Origin of the sequence: Vibrio astriarenae, assembly GCF_010587385.1 — a bacterium.
GTDB classification, from domain to species: Bacteria; Pseudomonadota; Gammaproteobacteria; order Enterobacterales; family Vibrionaceae; genus Vibrio; species Vibrio astriarenae.
Genome location: NZ_CP047476.1, coordinates 626476 through 652911, shown reverse-complemented (window position 1 = coordinate 652911; position 26436 = coordinate 626476). Strand labels below are relative to the sequence as shown.

Annotated in this window: 23 protein-coding genes and 4 tRNA genes; 15 read left to right on the top strand and 12 right to left on the bottom strand. The window is 44.5% G+C overall.

Translation table 11 applies throughout. The features are described from left to right. Nucleotides 1-224: 224 nt before the first annotated feature. Both fabV and GT360_RS17250 read right to left on the bottom strand, forming a co-directional pair. Nucleotides 225-1427 carry an enoyl-ACP reductase FabV gene (gene fabV, locus GT360_RS17255; RefSeq protein ID WP_164650197.1) on the bottom strand — a complete coding sequence of 401 codons (1203 nt, stop codon included), beginning with the start codon at nucleotides 1425-1427 and terminating at the stop codon, nucleotides 225-227. Between the two features lie 79 nt (nucleotides 1428-1506). Beyond that, nucleotides 1507-2112 carry an arylesterase gene (locus GT360_RS17250; protein WP_164650196.1) on the bottom strand — a complete coding sequence of 202 codons (606 nt, stop codon included), beginning with the start codon at nucleotides 2110-2112 and terminating at the stop codon, nucleotides 1507-1509. Between GT360_RS17250 and GT360_RS17245 the strand changes: the two genes are divergently transcribed. The 3 genes from GT360_RS17245 to GT360_RS17235 all read left to right on the top strand — a co-directional run bounded on the left by GT360_RS17245 (nucleotide 2111) and on the right by GT360_RS17235 (nucleotide 6910). Next, nucleotides 2111-2794, top strand: a complete 684-nt coding sequence (locus GT360_RS17245) for an ABC transporter ATP-binding protein (protein WP_164650195.1) — start codon at nucleotides 2111-2113, stop codon at nucleotides 2792-2794. The two genes, GT360_RS17250 and GT360_RS17245, sit on opposite strands and share 2 nt — an antisense overlap. Then, entirely contained in the window at nucleotides 2787-5222 is a 2436-nt protein-coding gene (locus GT360_RS17240) for an ABC transporter permease (protein ID WP_164650194.1), read from the top strand. Before GT360_RS17245 ends, GT360_RS17240 begins: the two co-directional genes overlap by 8 nt. A 254-nt stretch (nucleotides 5223-5476) precedes the next feature. After that, the gene (locus tag GT360_RS17235) at nucleotides 5477-6910 is read left to right on the top strand and encodes an FAD-dependent oxidoreductase (RefSeq protein ID WP_164650193.1); all 1434 of its coding nucleotides are present in this window, start codon (nucleotides 5477-5479) and stop codon (nucleotides 6908-6910) included. A 19-nt stretch (nucleotides 6911-6929) separates the two neighbouring features. On the opposite strand, the gene GT360_RS17230 is transcribed toward GT360_RS17235, so the two are convergent. The 3 genes from GT360_RS17230 to GT360_RS17220 are packed head-to-tail and all read right to left on the bottom strand — an operon-like array spanning nucleotide 6930 to nucleotide 9341. Beyond that, nucleotides 6930-7859 carry a 5-oxoprolinase subunit C family protein gene (locus GT360_RS17230; RefSeq protein WP_164650192.1) on the bottom strand — a complete coding sequence of 310 codons (930 nt, stop codon included), beginning with the start codon at nucleotides 7857-7859 and terminating at the stop codon, nucleotides 6930-6932. Nucleotides 7860-7901: 42 nt separating this feature from the next. Beyond that, on the bottom strand, nucleotides 7902-8591 hold the full coding sequence (locus GT360_RS17225; RefSeq protein ID WP_164650191.1) for a 5-oxoprolinase subunit B family protein: 690 nt from the start codon (nucleotides 8589-8591) through the stop codon (nucleotides 7902-7904). Nucleotides 8592-8594: 3 nt separating this feature from the next. Next, on the bottom strand, nucleotides 8595-9341 hold the full coding sequence (locus GT360_RS17220) for a 5-oxoprolinase subunit PxpA (RefSeq protein WP_164650190.1): 747 nt from the start codon (nucleotides 9339-9341) through the stop codon (nucleotides 8595-8597). A 252-nt stretch (nucleotides 9342-9593) separates the two neighbouring features. Here GT360_RS17220 and galE point away from each other — a divergent pair, with 252 nt between their 5' ends. Continuing rightward, entirely contained in the window at nucleotides 9594-10610 is a 1017-nt protein-coding gene (gene galE / locus GT360_RS17215) for a UDP-glucose 4-epimerase GalE (protein ID WP_164650189.1), read from the top strand. 137 nt (nucleotides 10611-10747) lie between these two features. Here the strand turns inward: galE and GT360_RS17210 are convergent, their stop codons facing one another. Next, entirely contained in the window at nucleotides 10748-11368 is a 621-nt protein-coding gene (locus tag GT360_RS17210) for a LysE family translocator (RefSeq protein WP_164650188.1), read from the bottom strand. Between the two features lie 224 nt (nucleotides 11369-11592). Between GT360_RS17210 and GT360_RS17205 the strand changes: the two genes are divergently transcribed. Then, the gene (locus GT360_RS17205) at nucleotides 11593-12204 is read left to right on the top strand and encodes a beta-phosphoglucomutase family hydrolase (protein WP_239502684.1); all 612 of its coding nucleotides are present in this window, start codon (nucleotides 11593-11595) and stop codon (nucleotides 12202-12204) included. An 11-nt stretch (nucleotides 12205-12215) separates the two neighbouring features. On the opposite strand, the gene GT360_RS17200 is transcribed toward GT360_RS17205, so the two are convergent. Further along, nucleotides 12216-12689 (bottom strand): BamJ family beta-barrel-assembly machinery protein, encoded by a 474-nt coding sequence (locus tag GT360_RS17200; RefSeq protein WP_164650187.1) that lies wholly within the window; start codon nucleotides 12687-12689, stop codon nucleotides 12216-12218. A gap of 6 nt (nucleotides 12690-12695) precedes the next feature. Next, nucleotides 12696-13325 (bottom strand): thioredoxin domain-containing protein, encoded by a 630-nt coding sequence (locus tag GT360_RS17195; protein ID WP_164650186.1) that lies wholly within the window; start codon nucleotides 13323-13325, stop codon nucleotides 12696-12698. Between the two features lie 150 nt (nucleotides 13326-13475). Here GT360_RS17195 and GT360_RS17190 point away from each other — a divergent pair, with 150 nt between their 5' ends. Continuing rightward, on the top strand, nucleotides 13476-14099 hold the full coding sequence (locus tag GT360_RS17190) for an OmpA family protein (RefSeq protein WP_164650185.1): 624 nt from the start codon (nucleotides 13476-13478) through the stop codon (nucleotides 14097-14099). A gap of 96 nt (nucleotides 14100-14195) precedes the next feature. Here GT360_RS17190 and GT360_RS17185 read toward each other — a convergent pair whose 3' ends face one another. Then, on the bottom strand, nucleotides 14196-16364 hold the full coding sequence (locus GT360_RS17185; RefSeq protein ID WP_164650184.1) for an EAL domain-containing protein: 2169 nt from the start codon (nucleotides 16362-16364) through the stop codon (nucleotides 14196-14198). A gap of 594 nt (nucleotides 16365-16958) precedes the next feature. Between GT360_RS17185 and GT360_RS17180 the strand changes: the two genes are divergently transcribed. Next, nucleotides 16959-18188: an OmpP1/FadL family transporter gene (locus GT360_RS17180; protein WP_275426978.1), complete on the top strand. Its 1230-nt coding sequence runs from the start codon at nucleotides 16959-16961 to the stop codon at nucleotides 18186-18188. A 64-nt stretch (nucleotides 18189-18252) separates the two neighbouring features. Here the strand turns inward: GT360_RS17180 and GT360_RS17175 are convergent, their stop codons facing one another. Then, entirely contained in the window at nucleotides 18253-18768 is a 516-nt protein-coding gene (locus tag GT360_RS17175) for an NUDIX hydrolase (RefSeq protein WP_164650183.1), read from the bottom strand. Between the two features lie 429 nt (nucleotides 18769-19197). Between GT360_RS17175 and GT360_RS17170 the strand changes: the two genes are divergently transcribed. The 3 genes from GT360_RS17170 (at nucleotide 19198) to GT360_RS17160 (ending at nucleotide 22572) form a co-directional block, all read left to right on the top strand. Next, complete coding sequence (locus GT360_RS17170) at nucleotides 19198-20853, top strand: ATPase RavA domain-containing protein (protein WP_164650182.1); 1656 nt, start codon at nucleotides 19198-19200, stop codon at nucleotides 20851-20853. An 8-nt stretch (nucleotides 20854-20861) separates the two neighbouring features. Beyond that, entirely contained in the window at nucleotides 20862-22307 is a 1446-nt protein-coding gene (viaA, locus tag GT360_RS17165) for an ATPase RavA stimulator ViaA (protein ID WP_164650181.1), read from the top strand. Between the two features lie 191 nt (nucleotides 22308-22498). Beyond that, a tRNA-Cys gene (locus GT360_RS17160) sits at nucleotides 22499-22572 on the top strand. A gap of 36 nt (nucleotides 22573-22608) precedes the next feature. Here GT360_RS17160 and GT360_RS17155 read toward each other — a convergent pair. Further along, complete coding sequence (locus GT360_RS17155; protein ID WP_164650180.1) at nucleotides 22609-23397, bottom strand: lipase family protein; 789 nt, start codon at nucleotides 23395-23397, stop codon at nucleotides 22609-22611. 261 nt (nucleotides 23398-23658) lie between these two features. Between GT360_RS17155 and GT360_RS17150 the strand changes: the two genes are divergently transcribed. The 3 genes from GT360_RS17150 (at nucleotide 23659) to GT360_RS17140 (ending at nucleotide 23988) form a co-directional block, all read left to right on the top strand. Next, nucleotides 23659-23745, top strand: a tRNA-Leu gene (locus GT360_RS17150). 33 nt (nucleotides 23746-23778) lie between these two features. Next, nucleotides 23779-23852, top strand: a tRNA-Cys gene (locus tag GT360_RS17145). A gap of 62 nt (nucleotides 23853-23914) precedes the next feature. Continuing rightward, nucleotides 23915-23988: transfer RNA gene (locus tag GT360_RS17140), tRNA-Cys, on the top strand. A gap of 118 nt (nucleotides 23989-24106) precedes the next feature. Here the strand turns inward: GT360_RS17140 and trxC are convergent. After that, nucleotides 24107-24532, bottom strand: coding sequence for a thioredoxin TrxC (gene trxC / locus GT360_RS17135; protein WP_164650179.1), 426 nt, complete (start codon nucleotides 24530-24532; stop codon nucleotides 24107-24109). Between the two features lie 212 nt (nucleotides 24533-24744). Between trxC and GT360_RS17130 the strand changes: the two genes are divergently transcribed. Both GT360_RS17130 and GT360_RS17125 read left to right on the top strand, forming a co-directional pair. After that, nucleotides 24745-25830: a ketoacyl-ACP synthase III gene (locus GT360_RS17130; RefSeq protein WP_164650178.1), complete on the top strand. Its 1086-nt coding sequence runs from the start codon at nucleotides 24745-24747 to the stop codon at nucleotides 25828-25830. A gap of 351 nt (nucleotides 25831-26181) precedes the next feature. Further along, nucleotides 26182-26370, top strand: a complete 189-nt coding sequence (locus GT360_RS17125; RefSeq protein WP_164650177.1) for a hypothetical protein — start codon at nucleotides 26182-26184, stop codon at nucleotides 26368-26370. The last annotated feature ends 66 nt before the right edge of the window (nucleotides 26371-26436 follow it).

Below are 26436 nucleotides of genomic sequence, written 5' to 3'. Positions count from 1 at the left end.
CTAGCAGTTAATCCCAGACCATTGATTTTATATTAGTGTGTTTATCACCCTCTTAATGTGATACTGGCGTAAATCTCTCTTTTAATAATCAGAGTCTTATAAATGACACAGTTGAAATTGAGGACAGTGATGGAGTCAATTATGATGTTTGATGCTTATAGTGGCGATAAAAAAATGACGCCGAATCGACGTCATTTTAACGAGTTCGTTGAGTGAGCTAATACCTAGCTCTCTAGTGTGTATTGGCTTAGTTCAACGGGTAGACTGTAGTCAATATTTTCATAGCCAAATCCATTGAGTTGCAGAAACTCTCGCTTATATCCTTCGTAGTCACCCAGTTGCTTAAAGTTATTTTCATCCATCTCTTTCACAAGCAGGGAGACTTCTGTTTGCACTTGCGGGTCGAGTTCAAGATCGTCGATACGAATTAGGCGCTCACCATCCACATGTGTCCCGGTAGGAGAGAATAATTGCTCGGTAAACAGTCGGTGCATTTGCTCAATACAGCCTTCATGCGTGCCTTTCTCTTTCATCACTTTATACAGCGCGAGGATGTATGGCGTAAACGCTGGAATGAAAACACTCGCTTTAGTGACGAGTGCTTTACATACCGTGGCATAAGCATGTCCATTAAAGTTGGCAAGTTTTAAGTTTAGCGAATGACTGGTTTGGTGAAGGTCGATCTTCGCTTGGCCTAACGTGCCATCCAAATAGATAGGATGGGTGAGTTCAGAACCAACATAAGAGAAGGCGATAGTCTGACATCCGTCAGCAATTGATTCAGCATTGATTAACGTATCGATCCAGCTTTCCCAATCCTCACCACCCATTACTTTAATGGTATCAGCGGCTTCTTGCTCACTCGCTGCTTCAAGAGTTTGTGGTTGCCACTGGTCAGTTTCAAGCGAAACGATGGCACCTTCAACCGATTGACCGATGGGTTTGATCACGCTGCGCCACTGTTGTGGAGTGTCACTGCTGTAGTTTGGGCGGACACCCGTTGCTAGGCTGTAGATGATAAGGTCAACTTCGCCTTCAAAGTAGGTTTCAATCGCTTCAATAACTTGCGAGCGTAGCTCTGGAGAAAAAGCGTCACCAGTAATATTAATTGCAGTTCGGCCCGCTTTTTCAGCTTGTTGTTTAAAATAGTGATTGTTAAACCAGCCGGCAGTGCCAGTTCCCTTTTCCGAAGGGCCTCGTTCGAAAGAAACACCAATCGTATCTGCTTCAGGACCGCCGAAGGTTAATGCGATACGAGCTGCCAAGCCAAAGCCAGAAGACGCTCCGAGAATCAGTATTCGTTTTGCTTTTGTGGCGATCGGAGAGGCTTTCTTGACGAAGTCAATCTGTTCGAGAATAGACTGTTCACAGCCAAGTGGGTGTGCAGAACGAGCAACCACCCCTTGAATCATTGGTTCAATTATCATTTAGAGCACTTCCTTTGTTGTGCGAAGTAAACATGCTCACTGTAACTCAGTCGATCCTGCTTTTTTTTGAGCTAGGGCATTAAAGTGGATAAAAAGGTTCCAATTCGTTGGCGATAAACTCAGCGATCCAAGGCTGAGCGGCTGGCTTAGGGTGAAGCCCGTCCGACATCATCCATTCCTCATTAAGAATTACTTGCTCTAAGAAGAAAGGTATTAATGGCGTATCAGTCTCATTGCTCACTTGCGGGTAGACGTTTTCAAACAGCTGTTGGTAGCGTTGACCGTAATTTGGCGGTACGCGTATTTGCATCACAATGGCTTTTGCCCCTGAAGACTGGATCAATGAAATCATTTGATTTAGGTTGTTTTTTAAGACATTAGGTGGAAAACCACGTAAACCATCATTAGCACCTAGCTCAATCAATACTGTCGTCGGTTGATGCTCTTGTAAAAGGGCAGGCAGTTTGGACAAACCGTTGCCAGAGGTATCACCGGATACACTGGCATTGATAACCGTTACAAACTGGTTTCTTTTTTCTAGCTCAATTGGGATGAGAGAAGGCCAAGCTTCTTCTGCAGACATTTGGTATCCTGCACTTAAGCTGTCCCCCAACACTAACAGTGTTTGAGCGGAAACCGAGAAAGAAAGCAGTAGTGAAAACAACAAGGAAAACCGTTTAATCATGACAACATCCGTTATTAAAGCCAGTTCCGTCAACCATATCGTTTCAACCAAACAAGAGCAATTAACAATTTTGTCTGACGTTTCTCTATCAATAGATAAAGGAGAGACGGTGGCGATTATTGGCTCATCAGGCGCTGGTAAGTCGACCTTAATGAGTTTGCTTGCAGGTTTAGATACTCCGACGACGGGATCGATTGAATTGTTGGGTAAGTCGTTGGAAGGATTAGATGAAGAGCAAAGAGCCGCACTTCGAAGCCATTCGGTGGGCTTTGTCTTCCAAAGTTTTCTGCTTATTCCAAGTATGACAGCACTTGAGAACGTGACTCTACCTTGTTTGCTAAAAGGTATTGAGGTGGATGAGGCGAGAGCGAATCTATTGCTAGAGCAAATAGGTTTGGGGCATCGAACGCACCATACACCTAATGAGTTATCTGGTGGTGAGCAGCAAAGGGTCGCACTAGCTAGAGCATTTATGATTGAGCCGGACGTGTTGTTTGCCGATGAGCCTACAGGCAATTTAGACCAAGGCACTGCGCAGAAAATCATAGAGTTGTTGTTTGAACTCAACAAAAAGCATGGTACGACTTTGGTGATGGTGACCCACGATCCTTCGCTGGCTGAGCGTTGTGATCGCACCATACAGTTAGCGGCGGGTAAAGTAGTAGGAGAGACGCATGAGTAACGCCTCTTCTCAATCAATTCAACATCGCCTTGCGTTGTGGTGCTGGCGAGAGGTAAAAAGTGGTCAGCTTTGGATTATCGCTCTTGCACTGACATTGATCTTCGCAAGTGTGTTCGCACTGACGGCGTTGAGCTCTAGGCTGGAGCAAGTCATCATCAAACAGGGTAAGGATGCACTGACAGCCGATCTTGTTTATGAATCATCAAACCCTATTTCTGACGATGTGCTAACACTGTTCAACAGTGAAGAGGACATCACAACAGCTCGCTTAACACGTTTCGCCACCATGGCGTTTAGTGATACTCAGATGCAGCTTATTTCGGTCAATGCGGTCAGTGATAGTTATCCACTGCAAGGTAATTTGTCATTGAGTTCAGGCCAAGGAGTAAGCAGTTTTGTAAAGCCGGGAGAGCTATGGCTGGACGAGCGTTTGTTCGCACTGCTTGATGTGAAAGAGGGGCAAACACTCGCTATAGGTGACACTGAATTGGTTGTCTCTGGCCGAATTGTTGAGTTTCCTGGGTTGAGCTTTAATCCATTCCAACAGATGCCTGCTGCATTGATTCATGCACAGGGAGTAGAAGAGACCGGAGCAATCCAGCCAGGCAGTCGCGTCCGCTACAAGGTTTTTCTGGATGGACCCCAGCCCGAGTTAGAGCGTTTACAGCAACAGATAGAGCTCACACCCAGTGACCGCTGGCGCACGGTTGATTCAGGAAGTCGAACCAACGACGTGTTTGCTAATACCGAACAGTTCCTGTCTCTCACGGTTGTAGTGGTGATTTTGATGGCCGCAACGACTCTCGTACTCACTTGCCAACATTATGTGAGTACGCGTCAGCAGCTCGTGTCTATGCTGAAAAGTATGGGTGCCACCAAACAATGGTTGAGACGTTGGCTTGGTATTCAATTGGTCATGCTTGCTTCGATCGCTATTGTGGTGGGTTGTGGCTTGGGGATGTTACTTGAATATGGTTTACGCTTCTCACTTGCCGATCTGTTACCCGCACCGTTGCCTAGCTATGGCATAAAGCCTTTTGTTACTGCATTTTTGACTTGTACCTTGATCGCTGTCCCAGCAATGGGTATTCCATTGCTGCGTTTGATGGATACGAAAGCAAGCCAAGTGATTGCGCAGTCTAATCAAGAATCCAAGCACTATCGCTGGCTATTGCTTTTGGTTCCAATCGTCCCCTTTGTCAGTGTTTACGCAGGTAATAAGCTCGTTTGGTTAATCTTGTTTGGCTTGTTGGGTTTAATTGTACTTTTGGGTGTAGTGAGTGTTGTTTTAGTCTCGCTCGCTCAAAACCTGTCAGTCAAACCGGCTTACAAGCTGGCACTTAGTCGAATTAACCGCAACAAATGGGCAACTGGATTACAGTTTGGGTGCTTGGCATTTTCTGTCATGTTGCTAGCGATTTTGTGGCTGGTACGAACAGACTTACTTTCTGATTGGCAACGAACCCTGCCGGCCGATGCCCCGAATGCCTTTGCACTGAATATTGCAGAGTATGAGAAAGAGACCTATTTGGGTACGCTTGATCAAGCACAAATCGATCGCTCTGAGGCCTTTCCGATTATTCGCGGTCGTTTGTCTCAGGTGAATGAGGTAGATGCTAAAGAGTTGCAAAAAGAGGGGGCTGAAACGGATGCAGTGAGGCGTGAGCTCAACTTTACTTGGGCAGAATCCTTGCCTGATTACAATGAAGTATTGTCTGGGGAATGGACAGACAAGAATGGGGTTTCTGTTGAACAACAGGTTGCTGATGCACTGTCTATCGATATCGGAGACGAGCTTACGTTTGTTATCAACTCGCAGACATTCAAAGCGACGGTTAACTCTATCCGTCATGTTGAATGGCGAGATATGAAGCCGAACTTCTATTTCATATTTACGCCGGATGTGTTGACGTCAATCCCATCTACCTATTTAGTCAGTTTCCGTCTCGGTGATCAAGATGATGATCTGTTTACACAATTGTCGCGTAACCACCCTACAGTGAGCTTGATGGACATTCGCGTCATGGGAGAGAAGATACAATCTCTCGTCGGGCAAATTGTGTGGGCGATTACCTTGCTAGCGGGATTGGCCGGAGTGGCAGGCTTGTTGCTTATTTATACTTTACTGAATTTGAGTCTAGTGGAGCGACAATCGGAAATGAAGCTGTACCGCACACTGGGAGCCAGTGGCAAACGACTAAGAAACACTTTGTGGATCGAGTATGGGGTGATGGCGTTGGTAGCTAGTGTGGTTGCAACAGTTGGAGCTGAGTCGGTGGTTGCAGGCGTAATGATGTTTGGTTTTACTTTGCCGTCTCAGATTCATATTTGGGTCTGGTTTGCATTACCAATCTTAACCCTAGTGACACTCGCTATCGTGGTGCAAGGTGGAATGCGGCGGATTCTTGTACCAATGCGCAAAGCTTAGTTATCCACAAAAACAGTGGATAAAGTTTTGGATAACTTAGCCTGTGAATAACTTGTAATGTAACCGAGCTGTTTTGCCATCGGGCATAGCGGGATTTGAGATACTCACATCACGCAAATTTCATAAAACCATAATTAAGTAGTCAAGCATTTTTTATGGTTTTTTTTGGCACCAAAGTGACGCTATAATCGCGTCACTTCAGTAGCTTAGATGCACGGTCGCGGTGCAACTAATGATCAAAAATAGGGTATGACATGAGTGACAAATCAGTCGCGATAATTGGTGGTGGAGTTGCAGGGGCAACTGTAGCAATGCATTTAGCTGAGCTAGGCGTAGATGTGACCTTGATCGAGAAAGGCACTAGCCTAGTTAGTGGACCACCCATCTGTCATCTTCATGCTGGTGGAAATTTATACAGAGAAATATCAACAGAGCAATGTATCGAGCTTCTAGAACAGTCGATAGAGACTGCAAGGTTATTTCCTCACACATTCAATCACCGTCCAACGGTGATTGCGATCCCTTTGGAAGATCCAGGCTCTCCTGACCAATTAGTGCCCAGGCTCGATCAGGTAAAAAGTGCCTACCACAATTTGGTTTCTGTTGATCCAAGGAACGAAGTATTGGGGTCGGTGGCAGATTACTATCGCCTTTACACTAAGCAAGAGCTTCTTGAGCTAGAGGGCTGCGAGCAAAAAGCATCGCCACTTAGCTTTGACGATTGGATGATTCCCTTTGCCAATAAAGTCAATCTCGACAAGCTAAAGTACCCCGTAGTTGCGGTTCAAGAACCTGGTTGGAGTGTGTTCCGTGTTGGAGCCACAGCAATGCTGTCTCTTGAGCGAATGGCAAACTGTACCTTGTGTTTGGAAAGTGAAGTCGTTGATATGTACAAGTCGGATAATGCTTGGCACATTCAATTCAATGCTGATGGTGAATTAAAATCAGTGGAAGCGGATTTCTTGATCAACGCGTCAGGGTACAAGACGGGTTCAATCGACGACATGGTGCAGCAGCCGAGAGAGCGTTTGGTTGAGTTCAAGGCTGCCTATGTCACTCGTTGGACAGAGAACCAATACCAATGGCCAGAAGTGATCTTCCACGGTGAACGAGGCACGCCGAATGGTATGGCTCAGTTAACACCCTATTCAGATAACACGTTCCAGCTGCATGGGATGACCAAAGACATCACCTTGTTTGAAGGGGGCTTGGTCAGCTCGACATCTGAAACTTCACAACCTAGTTTGCCGAATCACCTTACCAGCAAGCTTGAGCAAGGCTGGGAGTCTGATGTGATGGAAAAGAGAACCCGTGGAGCCATTGATTTTGTTGCTCGGCTCTTACCAAGTTTCACACAAGCCAATTGTGCTGGTACGCCATTGTTTGGTGCACAGCAGATCCCGGGCAATGACGACACCTTGCGTGCAGCCGATGTGAGCTTTGCTGGCGACGGTTACGCACGGTTAGAGATTGTTAAGGGTTCGTCCGCGCTTGAAGGCGCAAAGGCCATCGTTAACGAGTGGAAATTGGTCGATGATCTAGAGTCCTACAATAGTCGCTCTATTGAAGAGATTCATCCGCAGACACTGTCTTTAAAGGCGGGTGACATTGAGCAAAAGGCTATGCAAACCGCAGTCGAACGTCAATATCCCGCTTCTCTAGCGCAGTACTTTGGCAGTCAGGCTTAGCCTTTAATAACGACAACGATTAATACCCAAAAAATAGAGCCCATTGGCACCAAGCCGCTTGAAGCTCCTTTAATACACCCGGTTGAAAATAAACACTTTGACCGGGTCGCGCTTGCGCTAGTCTAGGTAAATCAACTTGAGATACACAGCCAACCTTTGGGTATCCACCTATGGTTTGATGATCACAAAGCATCACAATCGGCAGTCCATCAGGAGTGATCTGAATCGAGCCGAGGGCTAGGCCCTCACTCAAAATTCCTTGGTTTGGTGCGTCTATTCCGCGCCCCTCAAAGCGGTAGCCCATTCTATTGCTGTCTTTTGAAACAATGTACTCTTGTTGGTAGAAGTGACTCAAAGCGGCAGGACTGAACTGCTTAACTTGGTAGCCAGGAATAATACGCAAATGAATAGGGCGGTTGTAGTCTGGGACAAAGCGGAACGAGACGGACTGTGTGGAGTAGTCGGATCGTGAAATCTTCGTCCTAAAGGCAAGTTCGTCACCAGTACCTATTGAACTTCCGTTACCGCGTAACCCACCAAGCTTGTCGCGAACGACGGTCGAAGCACTCCCCAACGTGTCGGGTGCAGCAAATCCACCGGAGACAGCCAAATACCCTCTTAACCCGTTGCGGGGTAGCTTAAAGTTGATGACTTGTCCCTTCATTGCATAGAAACTCGACCAATTTTGCAGTGGTTGAGTATCGAGAGTTGCGTTTAAATCTGCACCAGAAATCGCAAACCACGTTGATTGCTGAACAGTAAAGCTCGCTTGACCAAGTGTCATTTCAATAACGGACGAATTGATGGGGTTGTTGAGTAACTTGTTTGCCCAACTATAGGCGTAGGTATCCGCAGGGCCTCCAGTCGTCACGCCGATATGAGCCTGACCAAAGCGACCAAAGTCTTGCAGCAAAACGCCCTGATGAGATTTGTTAACCCTAATGCTCATTTATCTTCCTTTTTCGTGCAGTAGCGTATCTTGTACTTAAAGCTAGTGTTCCGCGAAGTCTAGGTATGCCCTTTTACTTATGGGTTTGAACCGCACACTTGCACCGACACTAAATAGTGTATGTGGAGTGGAGGCGAGGTTGAATAGTGAGAGTGGGCTACGCGCGATGACATTCCAACCGCCAGGGCTATCACTCGGATACACGGCAGAGAATTGATCGGCAACCGCAACACTACCTTTGGGAACATGAACGCGAGGTGTGGTAAGGCGAGGAAGCATCAGCTCTTGGTTCAGACCAGCCAGAAAGGCAAAGCCGGGAGCAAATCCTAGAGCTGATACGTAATAAGTCGGCTCCGTATGGCATTGCTCGACCTCTTTGAGTGACATACCTTGTTCTTCATAGATAGCCAGATCTAATCCAGTCTCGGGCGAATAGTAAGCAGGAACAACGATCGTCTCAAATGGTTCAGGTGTTTCTTTGAGCTGAGACAAGTGTTTGTGTACGGTACTGACGATATAAGCTTCATTAACGCGATAAGGAAGGTAATCAATGAGTAAAGTATTATGTGACAGCGTCACGTTCATTGTCGTATCAGAGAGCTCTACAGCGACCGCATGCGCCACTTCACCGATGAGTTGTGATAGCTCTCGACAAGGCTCAAGTTGAAACTGAAACAATATGGCAGTTTCTGAAACAAGGTGCCAATCAAACTCTATCTGTTTCTTGTTCATCGCTCACTCCATACTTAACAAAAGCTTTCGCAGATCTCCGGCGATGCTTGCTGCTAAAGGATTATCGCCATGAATGCAGAGCGTGTCTGCTTCAACGATCAGAGTTTCCTGATCAAGCGTCTGAATCTTTTGATAGTGAATAATCTGTTTTGCTTGATTAATAATATCATCATGATTGCCGAGGACCGCGCCTTTAAGACTTCTTGGGGCGAGCGACCCATCCGCAAGATAAGCACGATCGATAAACGCCTCAAAGAGCAGGGGAACATCGTATTGATCAGCGATATCCAGTAATGACTCTCTGTTTGGGGTCGCTAGTACCATTAAGGGAACATGAAACTGTGAGACTGCCTCGCAAATGCCCTCAAAGATGCTCATGTCGCGCATCATGTCATTATAGAGAGCTCCGTGAGGTTTTACGTAATGCAGTAAAGAGCCTTGTGAGTGCGCGAGCGCCTGCAGTGCGCCGATCTGATAAATCATAAGATTGACGATTTCATCTATAGACATAGGAATTGATCGTCGTCCGAAACCTTGCAGGTCGGGATAACTTGGGTGGGCACCAATTTTTACATTATGCTCTAACGCGAGCTGTATGGTGTTGACCATTACCTGCGGATCAGAGGCGTGAAAACCACAGGCGATATTGGCCAAATCAATATGTGGCATTACTTGAGCGTCATTGCCCATTGTCCAGAGTCCAAAACCCTCTCCCATATCACAGTTCAACAGTGCTCTAGTGCTATCCATTGCTTAGTCCTTGTCGCATTGCATTTGATTCAAACACTTACTTAGATTTATACCTCTTAACAAGTCATTATCATAGTGATTTAAACTGATATTTTAAAAGCAAGTGGTGAACGGCTTCAGTAGAATGTTTCTCAACTCTATATAGCTAAACCAAATGTCGCTTTGTCAGTTTAAATCAGACTAAAGACATCGATTAGACAATGGTTTACACTTTGTTCCTAACCAAAAAACGACAACTCGAGGCTAGGTTTAATGAATGTATTAGTCACAGGTGGCATGGGCTATATTGGTAGTCACACTTGTATTCAAATGATTCAGGCGGGAATGACACCGATTATTCTCGATAATCTTTATAACAGCAAATCAACCGTATTAGAGCGCATTGAAAAGGTGGCCGGTGTTAAACCTGTATTTATTCAAGGCGACATCCGCGATAAAGCACTGCTAGTAGATACGATGAAGACGCACGCAATTGAAGCGGTTATTCATTTTGCGGGATTGAAAGCGGTTGGTGAGTCAGTGGCGAAACCGCTTGAGTACTACGATAACAATGTGAACGGTACATTAGTGCTGGTTGATGCGATGCGTGATGCAGGTGTTAATAGCATCGTGTTTAGTTCATCGGCGACGGTTTATGGTGATCCAGCCTCTGTGCCAATTACAGAAGACTTTCCAACCAGCGCGACCAACCCATACGGTCGCAGTAAGTTGATGGTGGAAGAGTGTTTAACGGACTTCCAAGCGGCTAACCCAGACTGGAGCATCACGCTTCTGCGTTACTTCAACCCAGTAGGTTCGCACCCAACGGGCGAGCTAGGTGAAGATCCACAGGGTATCCCTAATAACCTAATGCCCTTTGTATCTCAAGTGGCGGTGGGTCGTCGCGAATTCTTATCCGTTTTCGGTAGCGATTACCCAACCAAAGATGGCACTGGTGTGCGTGACTATATTCACGTTATGGACTTATCTGACGGACATATTGCCGCGTTAAAGAGAGTGGGTCGTAAAGAAGGTCTGCACATCTACAATCTCGGAACCGGTAATGGTTCAAGTGTATTAGAAATGGTAAAAGCCTTTGAGGCAGCAAGCCAAAAAGAGATCCCCTATAAATTGGTTGACCGTCGCCCTGGTGATATTGCCGAGTGTTGGGCTGATCCGGCGAAAGCGATGCGAGAGCTAGAGTGGAAAGCTGAGCGTACTTTGGAAGAGATGACAGCAGATACATGGCGCTGGCAGTCGAATAACCCGAACGGCTACCCTGAAGCCTAACATGATTTAGCTAGATAAGCTCTTGTGCTCATCGAGTTTAGTTACCACTCTGATATATCAAAAAAACGCCCATATCAATGATATGGGCGTTTCTCTGTCTATTGGGTCAATGGGTTATGAAAACCTGACCACTCTTGCTAGGTGAGGTAGAGCCAAATACCTACACCCATCATTAGGCTGCCAGCAATACGGTTAAGTAGCTTCACATTCTCACTTTTACCTAATAGTCGTTTCAGACCCTTACCACCGGTTGCGTAGAGCGTCATACAGATAAACTCACAAATTAAAATAATTGAAACTAACACGATAAGTTGAGGAGTGAGTGCTGCTGATTGATCAACAAATGGAGGGAGCAGGGAGATCATAAACGCCCATCCTTTAGGGTTTGCGATGGCAGTGACGAAACCTTGCACGACGAGATCCCAGTCATTACCGGTTTCAATCTCTTTCGCATCAGCACTCAGGGCGAGCTTACCTTTCGAGCGCCACATCTGTATACCAAGATAGAGCAGATAGGTTCCGCCAAGGAACTTGAAGCCGACAAATAGCCACGGGTAATTGAGCATGATAGCAGCAATACCCAGCACGGCGGCGATTGAAACAACGGCAACACCAGCGAGTTCACCCACCATCATCCAAAGCGTACGACGATAACCAATACTCATTCCAAGCGTGAGGGCAAGTGTCATACACATACCAGGCGTCACAGAGACAAAGAAAAATGTGGGGATAAAGACACTTAAAACAGCAAAATTCATTGCAATAACAACTTATTAAGTAACGAAATAGAAAACGCTAGAATATAGCCTTCTATGAATGGAGACAATCATTCCATTGCTGATTATGGTGAAATTTCTATCGCAACTGATTTCTCGTGGTGAACGTTCTTAAGCATCAACTTCAAAGCGTCTAATTAAAGACGGATGTTAAACACGTCATAATAGGCTGATATACTGATGAATTATTTAGTAGAAGTGAACGAATGATGAGTAGTATTTATAAACAGCTCGAGCAATACCAGGGGCTCATATTTGACATGGATGGCACGTTGCTTGATACGATGCCAGCTCATTTAGCTGCATGGAAGATGACAGCGGATGAGTTTGGGTTTGAATTTGATGAAGCTTGGTTTCACAGTCTAGGGGGGATGCCAAGCCCTAAAATCACGTTAGAGGTCAATAAAGCTCAGGGTCTAGCGCTTGAGCCTAGTGCTGTGTCCAACTTTAAAATGAAAGCTTTTGTGGCGATTGAAGACAAAGGACAGCCAATCAAAGTCACGTTAGATGTAGTAAATGCGTTCCATGGCAAACGTCCGATGGCGATAGGTACGGGCAGTCAACGTGTTAACGCTGATGCATTGATAGAAGCGGCGGGACTGCGTTCACTCTTCGAATCTGTTGTGACCGCCAACGATGTCGAGCAGCACAAGCCAAACCCTGATACGTTTATCTTAGCAGCTCGGAATATGGGCTGTGAGCCGAATCAATGTGTTGTTTTTGAAGATACTGAACTGGGTAAGCAAGCTGCACATGCAGCGGGTATGGATTGCTATATGGTAGAAGGAGAGCGGGTGACGTTTCATCCCGCTCAGTAGCATCAAATAAGCTATAAGATATCGATAAGTTCCACATCGAATATCAATACCGATGCAGGAGGGATAGGTCCTGTCCCTCTGTTTCCATAACCAAGCTGGCTAGGGATATAGAAACGATATTTGTCGCCTTTATCCATTAATTGCAGGCCCTCTTGCCAGCCTTTAATGACTTGAGTAACACCAAAGTCGATAGGTGTACCACGGTCAACAGAGCTATCAAACACAGTGCCATCAATTAAGGTACCATGATAGTGCACTTTTACGCGTTTATCTGCCGTAGGCTTTTCCCCAGAATCGCTTTTATGTAACACTTCGTACTGCAAGCCAGACTCGGTTGTAATCACACCCTCTTTCGCTTTATTACTTTCTAGAAATGCTATTCCTTTCGCTTGATTCTGGTCTGCCGCTTTTGAGTTTTGCATATTGCGGTAAAGGAGAAACAGGCTGATAGCTAAAATAATGACCGCGATAATGGTTTTCGACATGAAAGACTACTCCTTGTTTAGTAGGTAGTTAATGGTGTTTGCAATGCTTTGAATGTCTTCATGAGCAGAGACGTTAACTTGATATTGGCCATTAATGATAAAGGTCGGTACGCTATTGATACGGCCTTTGATGCTGATGTCATCGGCTTCCTGAAATAGGGCAAGCATTTCACTTTGCTGTTGGTCATCAATTTGATATGGGCTAGCCCAGCTATTACTTTCAAAGACTGATTCAATAGCGGCTTTTTGTTCTTCTTGCGTCACTTGCCCCATCATTTGCACAGCGGCAAACAACTCGTCCATGGTGGAATGAGAGATAGGAGTATCACTTTGCATAACTGCTGTGTAGTAAATCATCGCGGCGATTTGTGCACTTTCATTGAACGTGACGTGCACTTTGCCAATCTCTTGGTTTGTCGCTTGTTCTAACTCAGGAATGAACGCCTCAATAGAACGACAGTGTCCACAGGTCAGAGAAAACACCTCAGTGACAGGAGCAAGGTTGCTCAGAGGCTCGGCGAGTTGTTGGTACTCTTTGCCAGCAGATGGCGTTGTTGGCTCTTCGCTGCATCCTGCTAAAATGAATAACGGAGTAAGTAAAGCAATCAGGCTGAATTTTGGAAAATTAATGGTCATATTATGGCTCTAATAGTTTGATTTTGAAGCTTAACTATCATACACCTAAGGCGATATAGGGTATACGATAATTAAATCTAAGTTTTCACTTAAGTATAATCAGTTTTAGCCGATACAAATTAAGAGTTAAAAAGTCAGGCTGGTGGATAAATGAAAAAGATAGCAGTTCTATGTGCAATAGCGTTGAGTGGATGTGGCAGTTTCACCACAGATCCAATGATTATTGGCGGCAATATGCTTGAAACCGCGCCTCAAAACGATCTTGAAGTTAAACACCCTGAGTGGGGCGATCCACCACGCCGTATGATTGCGACTTATACCTCGGTACCAACAAGTTCACAGGTAGCCCAATCACAGTCACTTGAACTCGAAACTTTCTTGCGTCAGCTTGGTATTGAATATCGTGTGATCCCCGGTGATTACTCTCTAATTCAACTAGAGCCTGTAATTCAATTTGACACTGACTCAGCACGTATTGACCACCAATCGCGCAGCTGGCTTGATAGCTTAGGACGTTATTTAGCGGGTAGCCCTGAAATCGAAGTGGTCATTGATGGTCACACCGATAATCAAGGTCAGAGTCGCTACAATGACCAACTTGCTCAGCGTCGCGCAGAATCGGTAGAGAAAGCGCTCATTGGGCAGAAAGTGCAACGGCAGGCAATTTACACGCGTGCTTTTGGAGAGAGTATGCCCCGCTGTAGCAATGCTTCCGCACCGGGTAAACAGTGTAATCGTAGGGTTGAGATTAAGTTTATCTACCCAAATGGTTAATCGCCTCATTCCACATTATGTCAGATAAATAAACGGCCTCTTACGGAATACTCTAGTTAAGGGCCCGTAGTTTTATCTGGAGGCAGGACTGTAAATTTAACAAGCATTTACTGCCGATTTTAATTCAGCAGATTGCTTAAAGTAATCAAGCATCTGGTCTGCACAAATAGGTTTAGAGTAAAAATAGCCTTGACCATAGTGGCAGCGGGTTGCTTTCAAGTATTCGAGTTGCTCTTTAGTTTCTATCCCTTCAGCAACAATGTAGATATCAAAAGTATTGGTCAGCTGTACAAGCGCATCCACGACTAAGGTTTTGCTGGTTTCACCATTGCCGATCGCACTGACAAACGAGCGGTCAATCTTCAGGCCGTCAATCTCTACTTCCCCCAGAATAGATAAAGAAGAGTAACCTGTACCGAAGTCATCGAGCCACACTCGGAAGCCATGTTGGCGAAGGTCATTGATCTGCTTTTTGGCTCGATTTAGATCCGTCACAAGAGCAGTTTCTGTGATTTCGATGTTTAACAGATCTCGGTCGATGTTTGCTCGTTTTAACTCGGAAATCAGATAGTCAACGATATCTGTCTTAAGGAGTTCTACGGTGGATAAATTCCATGAGACGGGTATATCCCACCCATAGTTTCGCCACTGCTTCATATCCTCTAAGATAAGTTGAACTGTGACTTTGCCGAGTTTCTCTATCATGCCTTTACGTTCAGCAATTGGAATAAACTCGGCCGGTGAAATAAAGCCTTGTTCAGGATGCAACCAACGAACAAGGGATTCGACTCCAACTAATTTGTCTGAGCGCAGATAGTATTGTGGTTGATACACCATGTGGAATTGGGGTGTGCCTTCCTCTTCGAGTGCTCGAATTAGGTTCTGCTCGATCATTCTATCTCGTGCAAGAGCCGTACTCATCTCTTCATTAAAAAACTCGAAACGACCCTTGCCTTTTGATTTGGCGCTGTACATCGCAATATCTGCTTTTTTCATCAGTTCATCTACGGTCGCACCATCCAACGGGTACAGCGACAGACCCATAGAGGAAGAGACGTGGTAACTTACTAGTCTGTTCCTAAATAAAGCCTTCACTTCATTGGCAATCTGGTAGCCAAGAGAGTAGACGCTGATACTGATGTCTTGTATCTGGAACAAAAGAACAAACTCATCACCGCCAAGACGAGACAAGGTCATACACTCTTGGAAGCACTTCTGTAAAAATGGGTCTTCGTGCTCTTTAGTGCGAAGCATCGCAAGATGACCTGCAACCTCTTGGATCAGTAAGTCGCCTTCATCATGGCCAAATGTATCGTTAATCTCTTTGAAGTTATCAAGGTCCATATACAGACAGATAACCTGTGTGTTTTGATCTGTGATGATGGTTTCGAATCGATTAATCAGATAGTTACGATTGTATAAATTAGTCAGCGGGTCAAACTGAGCCAGACGTACAATTTCTTGTTCGCGTTTAGTGACCTTGTCTCTCATCATTTTGAAGCTTCTTGCTAGTTCACCGAACTCATCGTTAGGGTAGTCTTCAAATGGCTTCGACGTGATACTACGTTCGCCAAAATTATTAATATCCTGTTTTAATCGACGCACCGGCTTTAGCAATCTGGTTAAAAGTGTCCCCGCAAGTATGAGGAACATGAGTGTTGAAAGAGTGACAACAATTGTATATTGGTAAAGATGTTTATCTCTTTGAATTAAAGATAGAGATTGAATGACGTCTAAAGAAACGTCAATTTCGTTCGAGTAGAAATCTTTGTTTGAGACGATGAGCACATAACCGACAGGCTCATCATAAATATAGAAGCTTCGTGCAATAGCGAGTTTTTGATCGATCTGAATGTAAGCTTCGTCATGGATACCGAGGAGATATTCAGCCTCTTCAAATAACTGAGTGTTATTCTTAACTTCGTACTTACTCATTTTCGCTAACAGTTGCTGATTTTTGTCAAAGACGTAAATGGCGTCCGTTGAGGAATCGTTAGTAAATTTATTTATTGACGACAAAATCTCATCAGCATTTGAGAAATACATGCTATTGACAATCTCTCCTTGCAGATAGTCCATATTTTTATCAGCATGAGTGAGCAAAAAGTCTGTCGCGTTTTCATTAAGGACGAATTCGACCTCATTGTAAACGCGGTCGATAAAGTCATCATTCAGAGAGTGGGCAACAAATAGGAACATGCTCACCATTATGGAGATAGTAAGCAGCAATATGGCAAGGAGTTTTGTAAAAATAGTTGCTCTCATTCTATATGCTCCCTGTCTGCCAAAGATTCAGTGTATTTTGCTTTGAGGAACTCAATCATCACTAGCCCAGTCTTTGTTTGTAATTGCGTCGGCATCAAGGATATTGCGAGAATACCAAATAGCTAAGTTCTGTTCTGAAATTGTATAGGCTTGCTTATTCAAAATATGTTGCTCTGACAAATGCAAAGATATGGAGCAATATCGCAAAAATAATACATGCATATTGCCATTGCTCAAACCTTATAGTCGACATATTACTTTGTAAAGTGTTGTTGTCGACTAATAGAGATTAAACGGAGTAATAGATTGTTAAAAAGTGAGAGGTCGGACAAGAAGCGTCAAAAAATACTTACGGTCAATATTCTGGCTCGTATGTTATTCGGGGTAAACGGCCTGGGTACTTGGCAATACTTGATTACTTTTATGGATAACTTTCATTCTTTCGGTAACTAGTCCAATAGGAATAACTACTATTCCATATGGAATAATAGGTTCATGCATAATTCGCATCAGTTTAATTTGGAACCCGACTTATTGGTCACCTATTTGTGATTGGTAGGTGATATTAAATAAGTTACATAAAAGGTCGAATCAATGCGTAAACAACCTACAAACTGTGCAACTTCCCCTTCAATAAACACTCCGGCCCGCACTCTTTCCGCGCTGGCAATAGCAGTGGGCATGGCAATGCCTGTGCAGGCTAGTGGTATATTTTTGCAAGAAGCAGTCGTTGCTAATGCGGGTACCGTTGGTGCTGGTGATGGCGTCTACACAGGCTCTGCAGCTGCAATGTGGACAAACCCTGCAACCATGTCATTTATGGGTGAGTCACTGACGACGATTAACGTTGCGTTGTTCGACCTAGAAATGAAATTTAAGCATACTGGACCTGGCTCAGATGCTAGTGATGCAGGCAACGGTAAAGCGAGTACATTATCACCAACACTTGGTTTTTTTCATGCACGCCAAATCAACGACCAGACTCACGTAGGTATTAGTGTAGGGGTTGCTGGTGGTTCTGCGTTGGATTATGGGACTAACTGGGCGGGCACAGCGTTATTAAATGATATCGATTTAGCTGTAGCGCAAATCAATCCTACTGTTTCGTATCAGTACAACGATCAATGGTCATTTGGTGCTGGCGTGCAAATGAGTTGGGCAAGTTTAGAACAGACGATGGGCGCAGGCACAATTCGTGTTGAGGAGTCTTCTGATTGGGCATTTGGCTTCACTCTGGGCACAATGTATCGTTATTCTGAAGACCTTGATTTAAGCTTGAGCTACCGTTCTAAAGTTGAACATAGCTTTGATGCAGATGTAAGTGGTGCGGTTCAGGGTGGCGTGGCTGCAGATATTGATGTTCCTGCTATTGTTGATGCAAGTATGCGCTATGGGATCAATGCTGATTTAAATTTACTCGCTTCTGTTCAGTTTCACAGGTGGTCAGAGTGGGATCATACGGTATTTAATTTCAATAATGGCGGGTCTCTTCCAATCCAACGTGATTGGGATGATGTTTGGCATTTCGCAGTGGGTACAGATTACCGCTTGAACGACGACTGGCGATTGAAGGCAGGCTTGTCATATGAGACATCTCCGCAAGACGATCCTCAGATGCAATGGGTAGACTTACCTGTTGGTGATCAGTGGCGCTATTCTGTTGGTGCCTCGACGGTATGGAATGGCTATACATTTGATATGTTCTACGAGTATGCAGATCTTGGTAGCGTGAAGTCTGAAGCTCGCGTAGACCCAGCTTTTATTGGTGTCAATGGTCAGTTCGACGGCCGCATCCACTTCATCGGCTTAAACGTGTCATTCTAAAATCACGTAACACGCTGAAAAACATTATGCCCGCTTTAATAAAGTGGGCATTTTTTTATTTCAATTACAAATACCCACACAACTGCGCCTTACTCAGGCAGGCAATGGTTTTCGCATCAGTGAGTTCATTGTTGACTATCGCGTGCTGAATATCAGTGAGCGTTCTAACAGAAACATTGATCACTTCATCATCATCGAGGTTACACTCACTGTCTTTGCTAGCACCGCGGGCAACAAATAAGTGCTGAATCTCGTCGCAAAAGCCAGCTAACGGTGTGACCTGTCCAAGAGCTATAAATTCTGAAGCGACATAACCTGTTTCCTCTTCCAACTCTCGTTTAGCGCAAGTTAAGGGGCATTCATTAGGCTCTAAAGTGCCGGCAGGGAGTTCGAGTAACCACTTTTTTAATGAGGGGCGGTACTGGTCAACTAACACGATATGACCATCAGGGGTTATGGGTAAAATCACCGCTGCGCCGGGGTGTTGAATGTTGGTGTGTGTAATGGTTTTTCCATTGGGTAGGGTGACTTGCTCTTCTTCTAAGCGAATCGACTTCCATTGATGAATAAGGTGGCTCATGTCCTGTTGAACTCTTACTGCTAATGATGACTCGTTCAATGTATCTTCAATATTCAGTGAATTAAAGCTCGAAAATGAGATTTGGTCGTTGAATCAACGAATTGACCTCTATTAGATGAAATACTAGCCACAAGGTTGTTACCCTATCTATTCGTGACCCAAATCTCTTTCTTATCATTTTCTCAATCAAAGTTTTACTAGCACACAAATGACAGCACAATGTTATAACACAAGTAGTTATCTAACTTGTGCAACCCAGAGCTCTTAGTGCTTTCGGGTGCTTAGTCTACTTACTTGTGGCATGTCTATTCCTCGTCATCTTCACAAAAGCCCTAGGCTAACACTAAAGTTGTAATTACTTGGTTGCATTTGTGTATACAATGTTAAATATAAATAAAATGAAAACAACCTCTTAATCAAGGAATCTAGATGTTGAAGCCAGTATCTACATCTCACGCGAATAAAGCGTTGCTATCAGAGCGCATCAACAAGCTTTCTAAAGCACTATCCGACGGTGTTTATGAGCGTGAACGTACGATAAAAATGTGCTTGCTTGCGGCACTTTCTGGAGAAAGTGTATTTTTGCTTGGCCCTCCAGGCATCGCGAAGAGCCTGATTGCAAAACGCCTTATCCAAGCGTTTGAAGATTCCAGTTATTTTGAATATTTAATGACTCGCTTCTCAACACCTGAGGAGGTGTTCGGCCCACTAAGCATTCAAGAGCTCAAAGATAACGGCAAATATGTCCGCCTCACTCAAGGCTATCTACCCACTTCTCAAGTCGTTTTTCTTGATGAGATCTGGAAAGCAGGCCCAGCCATTCTCAATACGTTACTAACCGTGGTGAATGAAAAGACCTTCAAAAACGGGAGTGAAGTTGAACGTGTTCCTATGCGATTGTTGATATCGGCGTCGAATGAGCTGCCTGATGAAGACAGTGGCCTTGATGCCTTGTATGACCGAATGCTGGTTCGTATATTTGTGGATCGTATTCAGAACAAACATAACTTCCGCTCAATGTTAACAGTGGGAACGCCTCAGGAAGTTCAATTGCCTGAGGGTCTTGCAATCACTGATGATGAATATCACCAATGGCTGAAGGCGCTAGAAGAGATTCCTCTCGATGAGCGTACTTTCGATAAGCTATACACATTGAAAACCATGATTGAGGAGTCACCTGAAGCGCAGAAACTAGGCGATGAAGAGATGTATGTTTCAGATCGCCGTTGGAAGAAAGCCGTTAAATTATTGAAAGCAAGTGCTTTCTTTAATGGCCGTGATTCTATCAACCCGCTAGACCTTCTATTGCTCGAAGACTGTCTTTGGAACAGTCCGGGTTCACGTGATGTTGTACGCCAGATCATCAGAGACTTTGCCCTAAATTACACCTTCGACCAACGTGAAGTCGAGCTCCAAATCAACAGTTGTCGTGAAGATTTATCTGAAATCCAAACGGAACTGAACGAGCAGCTTAGTATGGCGTTAAGTCATGAGGTGGCATCGGGACTGCTAAAAAAATCAGGGATGTCGTATAACTTAAGTGCGGCCAAACTCTACAAAGTAGGGGTCATTGGGAACCTCGTTAAGCTCGTGCTTCTGCAAAGCAATATGTCGGTATCTGACGTTGATAAGGGCGACACCAAGTGGGTGTATGTTCCTAAAAATGATTTAGAAAAACTGATCAAAGATGGGGCGGGCGATATCTTTGGCTATGTGAATCAGAAATCACAAGTGACCAAGCTGCGTTTCGACTTGGATGCGGATGAAAGGCTCGTCATAAAAGATCTTGCCAACCGCTCGGTATTAGTGGGTTTGGCGACCGATACGGCACTAAAGGCTGACGTTCATGAAGGCTGGGTAAGCCGTTGTGCAGAGGTCGGTCAGCAGGTTAAAGATATGGAACATCATTTACGTCGCGTAAGCTCTGATTTCCACGGCGCTTTACCTCATAACTTCCTAGATCAAGATATCTTACTGGGTATGGAATCTGGGCTACAGACAATAACCGAACAAGTTGAAGCCTTTAGCCTTGAGTGTGAAAACACCGTCGCGAGAGTCAATGCGCTTGCAGAGTATTTTAGTTAAGGTGACCCATGCTAGGAGCTGATAGTGTAAACCTTGCCATTGCTGTCGCAGAATCAGGCATCATTGATACTGCGATTAATGACTTGATGGCTCGTTCACAAGTGATGATGATGTCTGAAAACCGAGGTGTATCAACCTCGGTTAAGAACCATCTATTGAAATGGCGTGGCACGGTAAAGAAACGCATTACTCGAGTATGTGAAACAGACCGTTTCAAACAAGAGCTTTCCTTGTACCAAGAAGTCATACATTGGGATGAAGCCTATTTTTTTGATCACATCGAAGATGTGGTAAAGAAGCTTGAATGGCATTCTGCTTTTTATGTCAAAGCGAGAAAGATGCTGAATGATAACAAAAGCCAGCACAACCCGATGTTTCCGCACTTTTTCTGTGACCAGTGGTATCAGCATTTAAAGACATCAATCAAGCAAGCGCAAGTCTCGGAATTAGAGGCAAACAAAGAAAAAGTACTGAGCGATCTCTATCACCGTATTGAAACGATCCAGGAGATGGACGGCATTACACAAGAGGGTGATGAAGAGAGCATGGGTCGCTTGTGGGACATGGCCTCTGCGCGATTGAAACGCAGTGACGTTACTCATTTAAAAGGCTACGCAGACTTCTTGAAGAAGCACCCGAAAATTCAGGAAATTGCGACACAACTTGGTCGTATGGCAGGGGAAGTGGATGATCCAAGTCTAACGACCATGCCCGATGAGCAGTTACAAGTCGTTGAAGAGAATACTGATGAAGTGGCTGACGATATTGTTGGTATCCACCAAAGCAACGATTTGAATCGTATGCTGCCTAACGAAACCATGTTCTTAGCGCACCCAGAATTGGAAGTGGTGTTTTACAAACACCTGGTCGACAAGCGTTTGATGAATTATCGCGTTAAGGGTAAATCACGCACAGTACGTAAAGTGGTTGCTCAAAAACCAGAGCATAAGTCAGGAGAGATCGAAAAAGGACCTTTTATTCTTTGTGTTGATGCTTCCGGGTCAATGAAAGGATTCCCAGAGAAGAGCGTTAAGGCGATGGCTTATGCTCTGATGCAAATTGCCCTTGCTGAAAATAGAGAGTGTTTTGTTATGCTCTATTCTACAGAGCAGATCACCTATGAGCTGACTAAGCAAGACGGTTTGCAAGAGGTAGCCGATTTTCTCAGCTACACTTTTTTCGGTGGAACGGATCTAGAACAAGCCCTGATCAATTCTATGGAGATGCTACAGACTGAACGCTATCGAAATGCTGATGTGTTGGTTCTCTCAGACTTTATCGCTCCGACTCAATCAAAAGAGCTTCAAAAGCAAGTGGATGAGTTGAAAAGTCGCCACTACCGCTTTCATGCGGTGTGTGTGTCGAAATACGGCAATCCAGAATTGACCGAGATGTTTGACCATTGCTGGCACTACTCACCTTCAATGTTTGAGCGCTTTACTAAGCGCCACTAACTCCTGGAATGTTTACTGCTCTAATTTTCAACGTGTGTGGTTGGTTTTTGTCGCACATTGTTTTGTGGTTGAGCATTTGAGCCAAAAGTCGCAAAAAACCATTGACTGTAAATGTGAGGACAGTAAAGTATCCACCATCGTTAGAGCAGAGATAAACATACTCAATGTTAAAGCGATGGCAAATCAAATGAGGCGTGTTGGCAGAGTGGCTATGCAGCGGATTGCAAATCCGTGGACCTCGGTTCGACTCCGGGACGCGCCTCCATTCTTTTGGAACTTCTTCCATTTTGTTCTTTTAAGCTTATCTTTCGTCGAAAAAGTCTTTGTTTCGAATGTACTTGCTCATTAGGTGATAGGAAAAAGGTCGCACGACCCAGCTCACGATTGAACGCCCAAACCTTATAATACTTGGTGTATTCTCGTAGATTTTCCCATTGTATAGCCAGAGCATTTTCCCACTGTGCCAATACAACAGCGGCAAAGGCGGCATAAAGGTCACGATATCTAAGTCACAACAAATGCGATAGGTCTTATGAGCGAGCTTATAGCGTCGTTTAAACTGCCAGTTGCCAATAGCAGGCTGACCAAATGTAACGATGCGCTTGATTGATTTAGGGTACTTTTGCTCAAAGTAATCGGCAAAAACACATCCTATCGCTCCGCCAGATGAATGACCCGTGATGGTAATTCGCTTACCTTGCTCTGTAAGAGGTATTAAACAAGTTTCTAGTCGTTCAAAGACACTCGCTCCCAGTTTGTCTTCGTTTCTCGTCGGTGCGCTCTCTTGAAACAACAGATGATAAAAACCGGCATGTATTCGATAGTAAAGACCTACCTTCTGACAACTGCGCGTCCATAATGCGAAATTGAGCAACCAGTCTGTGACGCTGTGGGACCCTTTGATCACCACAACGACTTCGTTACTATTTTTACTCCAAAGTACTCGGATCATCGTTTTACCAAACTGATTCTTTATGATCCGCTGTCCATTAGGGTCAAACCCATAACGTGTTTGCTTAAAAACGCGAGGATAGGCGAGGTTGCATAGAACAGCATAACGCTCATATTGATATCGTTTTAGTGGCTTCATAGCTGATATAGATGAACAAACGGCATTTATTCAGTGTATGAAATAGATATTGCAGTGAAGTTTCATACCGATGAATCGGTGCTAGCCAGTATTAAAAAACATCAATGTGCAGGTAATGCGATCAGATTGATGTGGTTTTAATCGTTTGATTATTTTATTTAAAATTTATTGTTGACGTGAAATCTCAATCCGTTAAAGTACGCCTCGTTCTCACGGCACAGGCCGAAAGAACAGATGGTGTCACCATCGCTTAATTGCGTTGCCCTGGTGGTGGAATTGGTAGACACAAGGGATTTAAAATCCCTCGACGTTCGCGTTGTGCCGGTTCAAGTCCGGCCCGGGGCACCATCAACTTGTATTAACTCATGTTAATCACCCAAAGGCGTGTTGGCAGAGTGGCTATGCAGCGGATTGCAAATCCGTGGACCTCGGTTCGACTCCGGGACGCGCCTCCATTCTCTTTTGCTTTATAGCAAATACAAAAATTAGATAATTAACCTCGTGTTAATCACTCAAAGGCGTGTTGGCAGAGTGGCTATGCAGCGGATTGCAAATCCGTGGACCTCGGTTCGACTCCGGGACGCGCCTCCATTTTCTCTTTTTCTCTTTCCATAATTCTAAGCAACCTATTTGCATCTTCGTTTTTCAACATTGAACGAAAAAAGCAGCCATGCTATTGACCGCTTTATATTGAATTTGACTAGTTCATCTAAGATTGTGATAGCCACTGCTCAAACTGTACTTTCGGCAGTGCACCATTAATTATGTTCACTCGCTCACCATTTTTGAACACCATAATCGTTGGGATGCTACGAATACCATATTGGGCGGCAAGTGCTTGTTGCGCTTCTGTATCGACTTTAATAAATCGAGCTTGAGATGACTGCTCGTTGGCAACTTGATCAAATACTGGTGCGAAATTAACGCAAGGCCCACACCAAGGCGCCCAGAAATCTACGACGACCGTTTTTTCACTGTTTAGTAGTGCATTAAAGTTGTCTGTAGTGCCTTCAACAGGTCGACCATCTAACAGCGGCTGTTGGCAACGACCACATTGGGCGGTTTCATTCAGTTTAGCTTGTGGAACGCGATTGACGCTATTGCAGTGTGGGCATCGGGTGTTGAACGTAGACATAGACTCTCTCTTATCTTGCTTAGACTCACCGCTGTTATTCAAAACAGTAGTTGCGTCATGCAAATTATTCTTGCTTGTGTATATACTTATTTGAGTCGCAAGCGAATTTCATCGCAAAGACCATCAAGTATAGCCTAGAGATTTTGGGCAATTAATCAATCGGCAAGTCAATGAAAAAACCGATTACAACAATAAGCAGGAACTATTGGATTATGCAGTATGCAGAGATCACTGGGTGGGGGAAGTGTTTGCCACCAGCCACTTTATCAAATGATGACTTAAGTACCTTTATGGAGACATCAGACGAATGGATCCGTTCTCGTACTGGTATTGAATCTCGCCGAATTAGCCACGTTAACACATCGGATCTTGCGACGGTCGCAGCGCAACGTGCGTTGGCCTGTGCAGGCATTGAGGCAGCGGACGTTGATCTGATTATCGTCGCAACGTGTTCGCCAGACTCTTTGATACCAAATACCGCTTCGCGTGTCGCACAGAATCTATCGATTCCGACAGCCGCCGCATTTGATTTGAATGCGGCTTGTACGGGCTTCCTCTATGGGTTAGAAACAGCGACTCGCATGATTCAGGCGGGGAGCTATGAAAATGCACTGATCATTGGTGCCGAGCGTTTATCATTCTTTATTGATTGGACTAAGCGCGATACAGCAGTGCTGTTTGGCGATGGCGCAGGTGCAGTTGTTGTATCAAAAACGGATCAGTGTGTTGGCCTGCAAAAAGCGAAGATCGGTTGTGATGCAAAAGGTCGTGATATTTTGGCGGTGCCTAAGTTCGGTACGTCGATGGATAGATTTGCGTCTGACAACGGACATTGGAGTTTCGAGTTTGTTGGTAAAGAGATTTTCAAACGTGCAGTAAAAGGCATGGGGGCGGCAACGGCAGAAGTCCTATCAACATCCGGTCTATCAAAAGAGGATATCGATGTCGTGGTACCGCATCAAGCGAACATACGCATCATCCAAACCTTGTGTGATTTATCTGGTATTCCTCAAGACAAAGCACTTGTAAATATTAACCATTACGGAAATACGTCTGCCGCGACAATCCCAATTGCTTTGTGTGAAGCCGTAGAGCAAGGTAAAGTTCAGCCTAACAATACATTACTATTGGCCGCTTTTGGCGCTGGCTTAACATGGGGAGCAGGCGTTATTAAATGGGGAGAGCGTGTCACGGCTAAACATAGCAGCGAGGCAGAACTGCCTACTTGTGATCAATCTGCATTAGAGTTACTTGAAAGAGCAATAAGTCACTGCAAGGCATATAACGAGGAGCGCTAGTCTCCTTTTAGTCTCCTCTCTTTTTATATCAGTGAAGCCCATGACATGCTCATGGGCTTTTTAGTTCAGCTTATCGAAAATAGGGGGCTACACACCAGATAGTAAAATGATTTGGTTAAATTATTGTAACTAAAATGGTTGTTTCAACCAATTTATCAACACCTTATGCGCTATTTTTGAGCTAAATGAATAATTAGTCGCAATGGCTGACTAAATGGTGATTGTGGTGTTTACAATATAAAAACATAAGTAAAACTAATCCGAAAATGGAATATTTGTCATTTTTCGAAGAGCAATTAATTGCCTATTATTTGTCTTAACAAAGTTACCGAATTTATAGAGAGATTAGTTATGGCACAAGCAATGCACATCGATACTATCGCAGTACCAACCTCTATGGACAAAAAAACCTACTCGGTTAGCTTCAAAGGATTGATCGCGCATCTTCTTGACATCTTGTTTGTTGACAACACTCCGCGCACTTACTATTCAAGCGATATGTCTGCTCACATGCAGAAGGACATAGGTCTATATCGTTAATAGGTCATAAAGAATTGATAAGAGCTCGCTTCGGCGAGCTTTTTTATTGCATGCAGATTCGTGTTT

What these genes read in the sequence shown, in the direction of transcription:
- fabV (WP_164650197.1), bottom strand. Translation starts at nt 1,427, where the DNA reads ATGATAATTGAACCAATGATTCAAGGGGTGGTTGCTCGTTCTGCACAC.
- GT360_RS17245 (WP_164650195.1), top strand. Translation starts at nt 2,111, where the DNA reads ATGACAACATCCGTTATTAAAGCCAGTTCCGTCAACCATATCGTTTCA.
- GT360_RS17250 (WP_164650196.1), bottom strand. Translation starts at nt 2,112, where the DNA reads ATGATTAAACGGTTTTCCTTGTTGTTTTCACTACTGCTTTCTTTCTCG.
- GT360_RS17240 (WP_164650194.1), top strand. Translation starts at nt 2,787, where the DNA reads ATGAGTAACGCCTCTTCTCAATCAATTCAACATCGCCTTGCGTTGTGG.
- GT360_RS17235 (WP_164650193.1), top strand. Translation starts at nt 5,477, where the DNA reads ATGAGTGACAAATCAGTCGCGATAATTGGTGGTGGAGTTGCAGGGGCA.
- GT360_RS17230 (WP_164650192.1), bottom strand. Translation starts at nt 7,859, where the DNA reads ATGAGCATTAGGGTTAACAAATCTCATCAGGGCGTTTTGCTGCAAGAC.
- GT360_RS17225 (WP_164650191.1), bottom strand. Translation starts at nt 8,591, where the DNA reads ATGAACAAGAAACAGATAGAGTTTGATTGGCACCTTGTTTCAGAAACT.
- GT360_RS17220 (WP_164650190.1), bottom strand. Translation starts at nt 9,341, where the DNA reads ATGGATAGCACTAGAGCACTGTTGAACTGTGATATGGGAGAGGGTTTT.
- galE (WP_164650189.1), top strand. Translation starts at nt 9,594, where the DNA reads ATGAATGTATTAGTCACAGGTGGCATGGGCTATATTGGTAGTCACACT.
- GT360_RS17210 (WP_164650188.1), bottom strand. Translation starts at nt 11,368, where the DNA reads ATGAATTTTGCTGTTTTAAGTGTCTTTATCCCCACATTTTTCTTTGTC.
- GT360_RS17205 (WP_239502684.1), top strand. Translation starts at nt 11,593, where the DNA reads ATGATGAGTAGTATTTATAAACAGCTCGAGCAATACCAGGGGCTCATA.
- GT360_RS17200 (WP_164650187.1), bottom strand. Translation starts at nt 12,689, where the DNA reads ATGTCGAAAACCATTATCGCGGTCATTATTTTAGCTATCAGCCTGTTT.
- GT360_RS17195 (WP_164650186.1), bottom strand. Translation starts at nt 13,325, where the DNA reads ATGACCATTAATTTTCCAAAATTCAGCCTGATTGCTTTACTTACTCCG.
- GT360_RS17190 (WP_164650185.1), top strand. Translation starts at nt 13,476, where the DNA reads ATGAAAAAGATAGCAGTTCTATGTGCAATAGCGTTGAGTGGATGTGGC.
- GT360_RS17185 (WP_164650184.1), bottom strand. Translation starts at nt 16,364, where the DNA reads ATGAGAGCAACTATTTTTACAAAACTCCTTGCCATATTGCTGCTTACT.
- GT360_RS17180 (WP_275426978.1), top strand. Translation starts at nt 16,959, where the DNA reads ATGCGTAAACAACCTACAAACTGTGCAACTTCCCCTTCAATAAACACT.
- GT360_RS17175 (WP_164650183.1), bottom strand. Translation starts at nt 18,768, where the DNA reads ATGAGCCACCTTATTCATCAATGGAAGTCGATTCGCTTAGAAGAAGAG.
- GT360_RS17170 (WP_164650182.1), top strand. Translation starts at nt 19,198, where the DNA reads ATGTTGAAGCCAGTATCTACATCTCACGCGAATAAAGCGTTGCTATCA.
- viaA (WP_164650181.1), top strand. Translation starts at nt 20,862, where the DNA reads ATGCTAGGAGCTGATAGTGTAAACCTTGCCATTGCTGTCGCAGAATCA.
- GT360_RS17155 (WP_164650180.1), bottom strand. Translation starts at nt 23,397, where the DNA reads ATGAAGCCACTAAAACGATATCAATATGAGCGTTATGCTGTTCTATGC.
- trxC (WP_164650179.1), bottom strand. Translation starts at nt 24,532, where the DNA reads ATGTCTACGTTCAACACCCGATGCCCACACTGCAATAGCGTCAATCGC.
- GT360_RS17130 (WP_164650178.1), top strand. Translation starts at nt 24,745, where the DNA reads ATGCAGTATGCAGAGATCACTGGGTGGGGGAAGTGTTTGCCACCAGCC.
- GT360_RS17125 (WP_164650177.1), top strand. Translation starts at nt 26,182, where the DNA reads ATGGCACAAGCAATGCACATCGATACTATCGCAGTACCAACCTCTATG.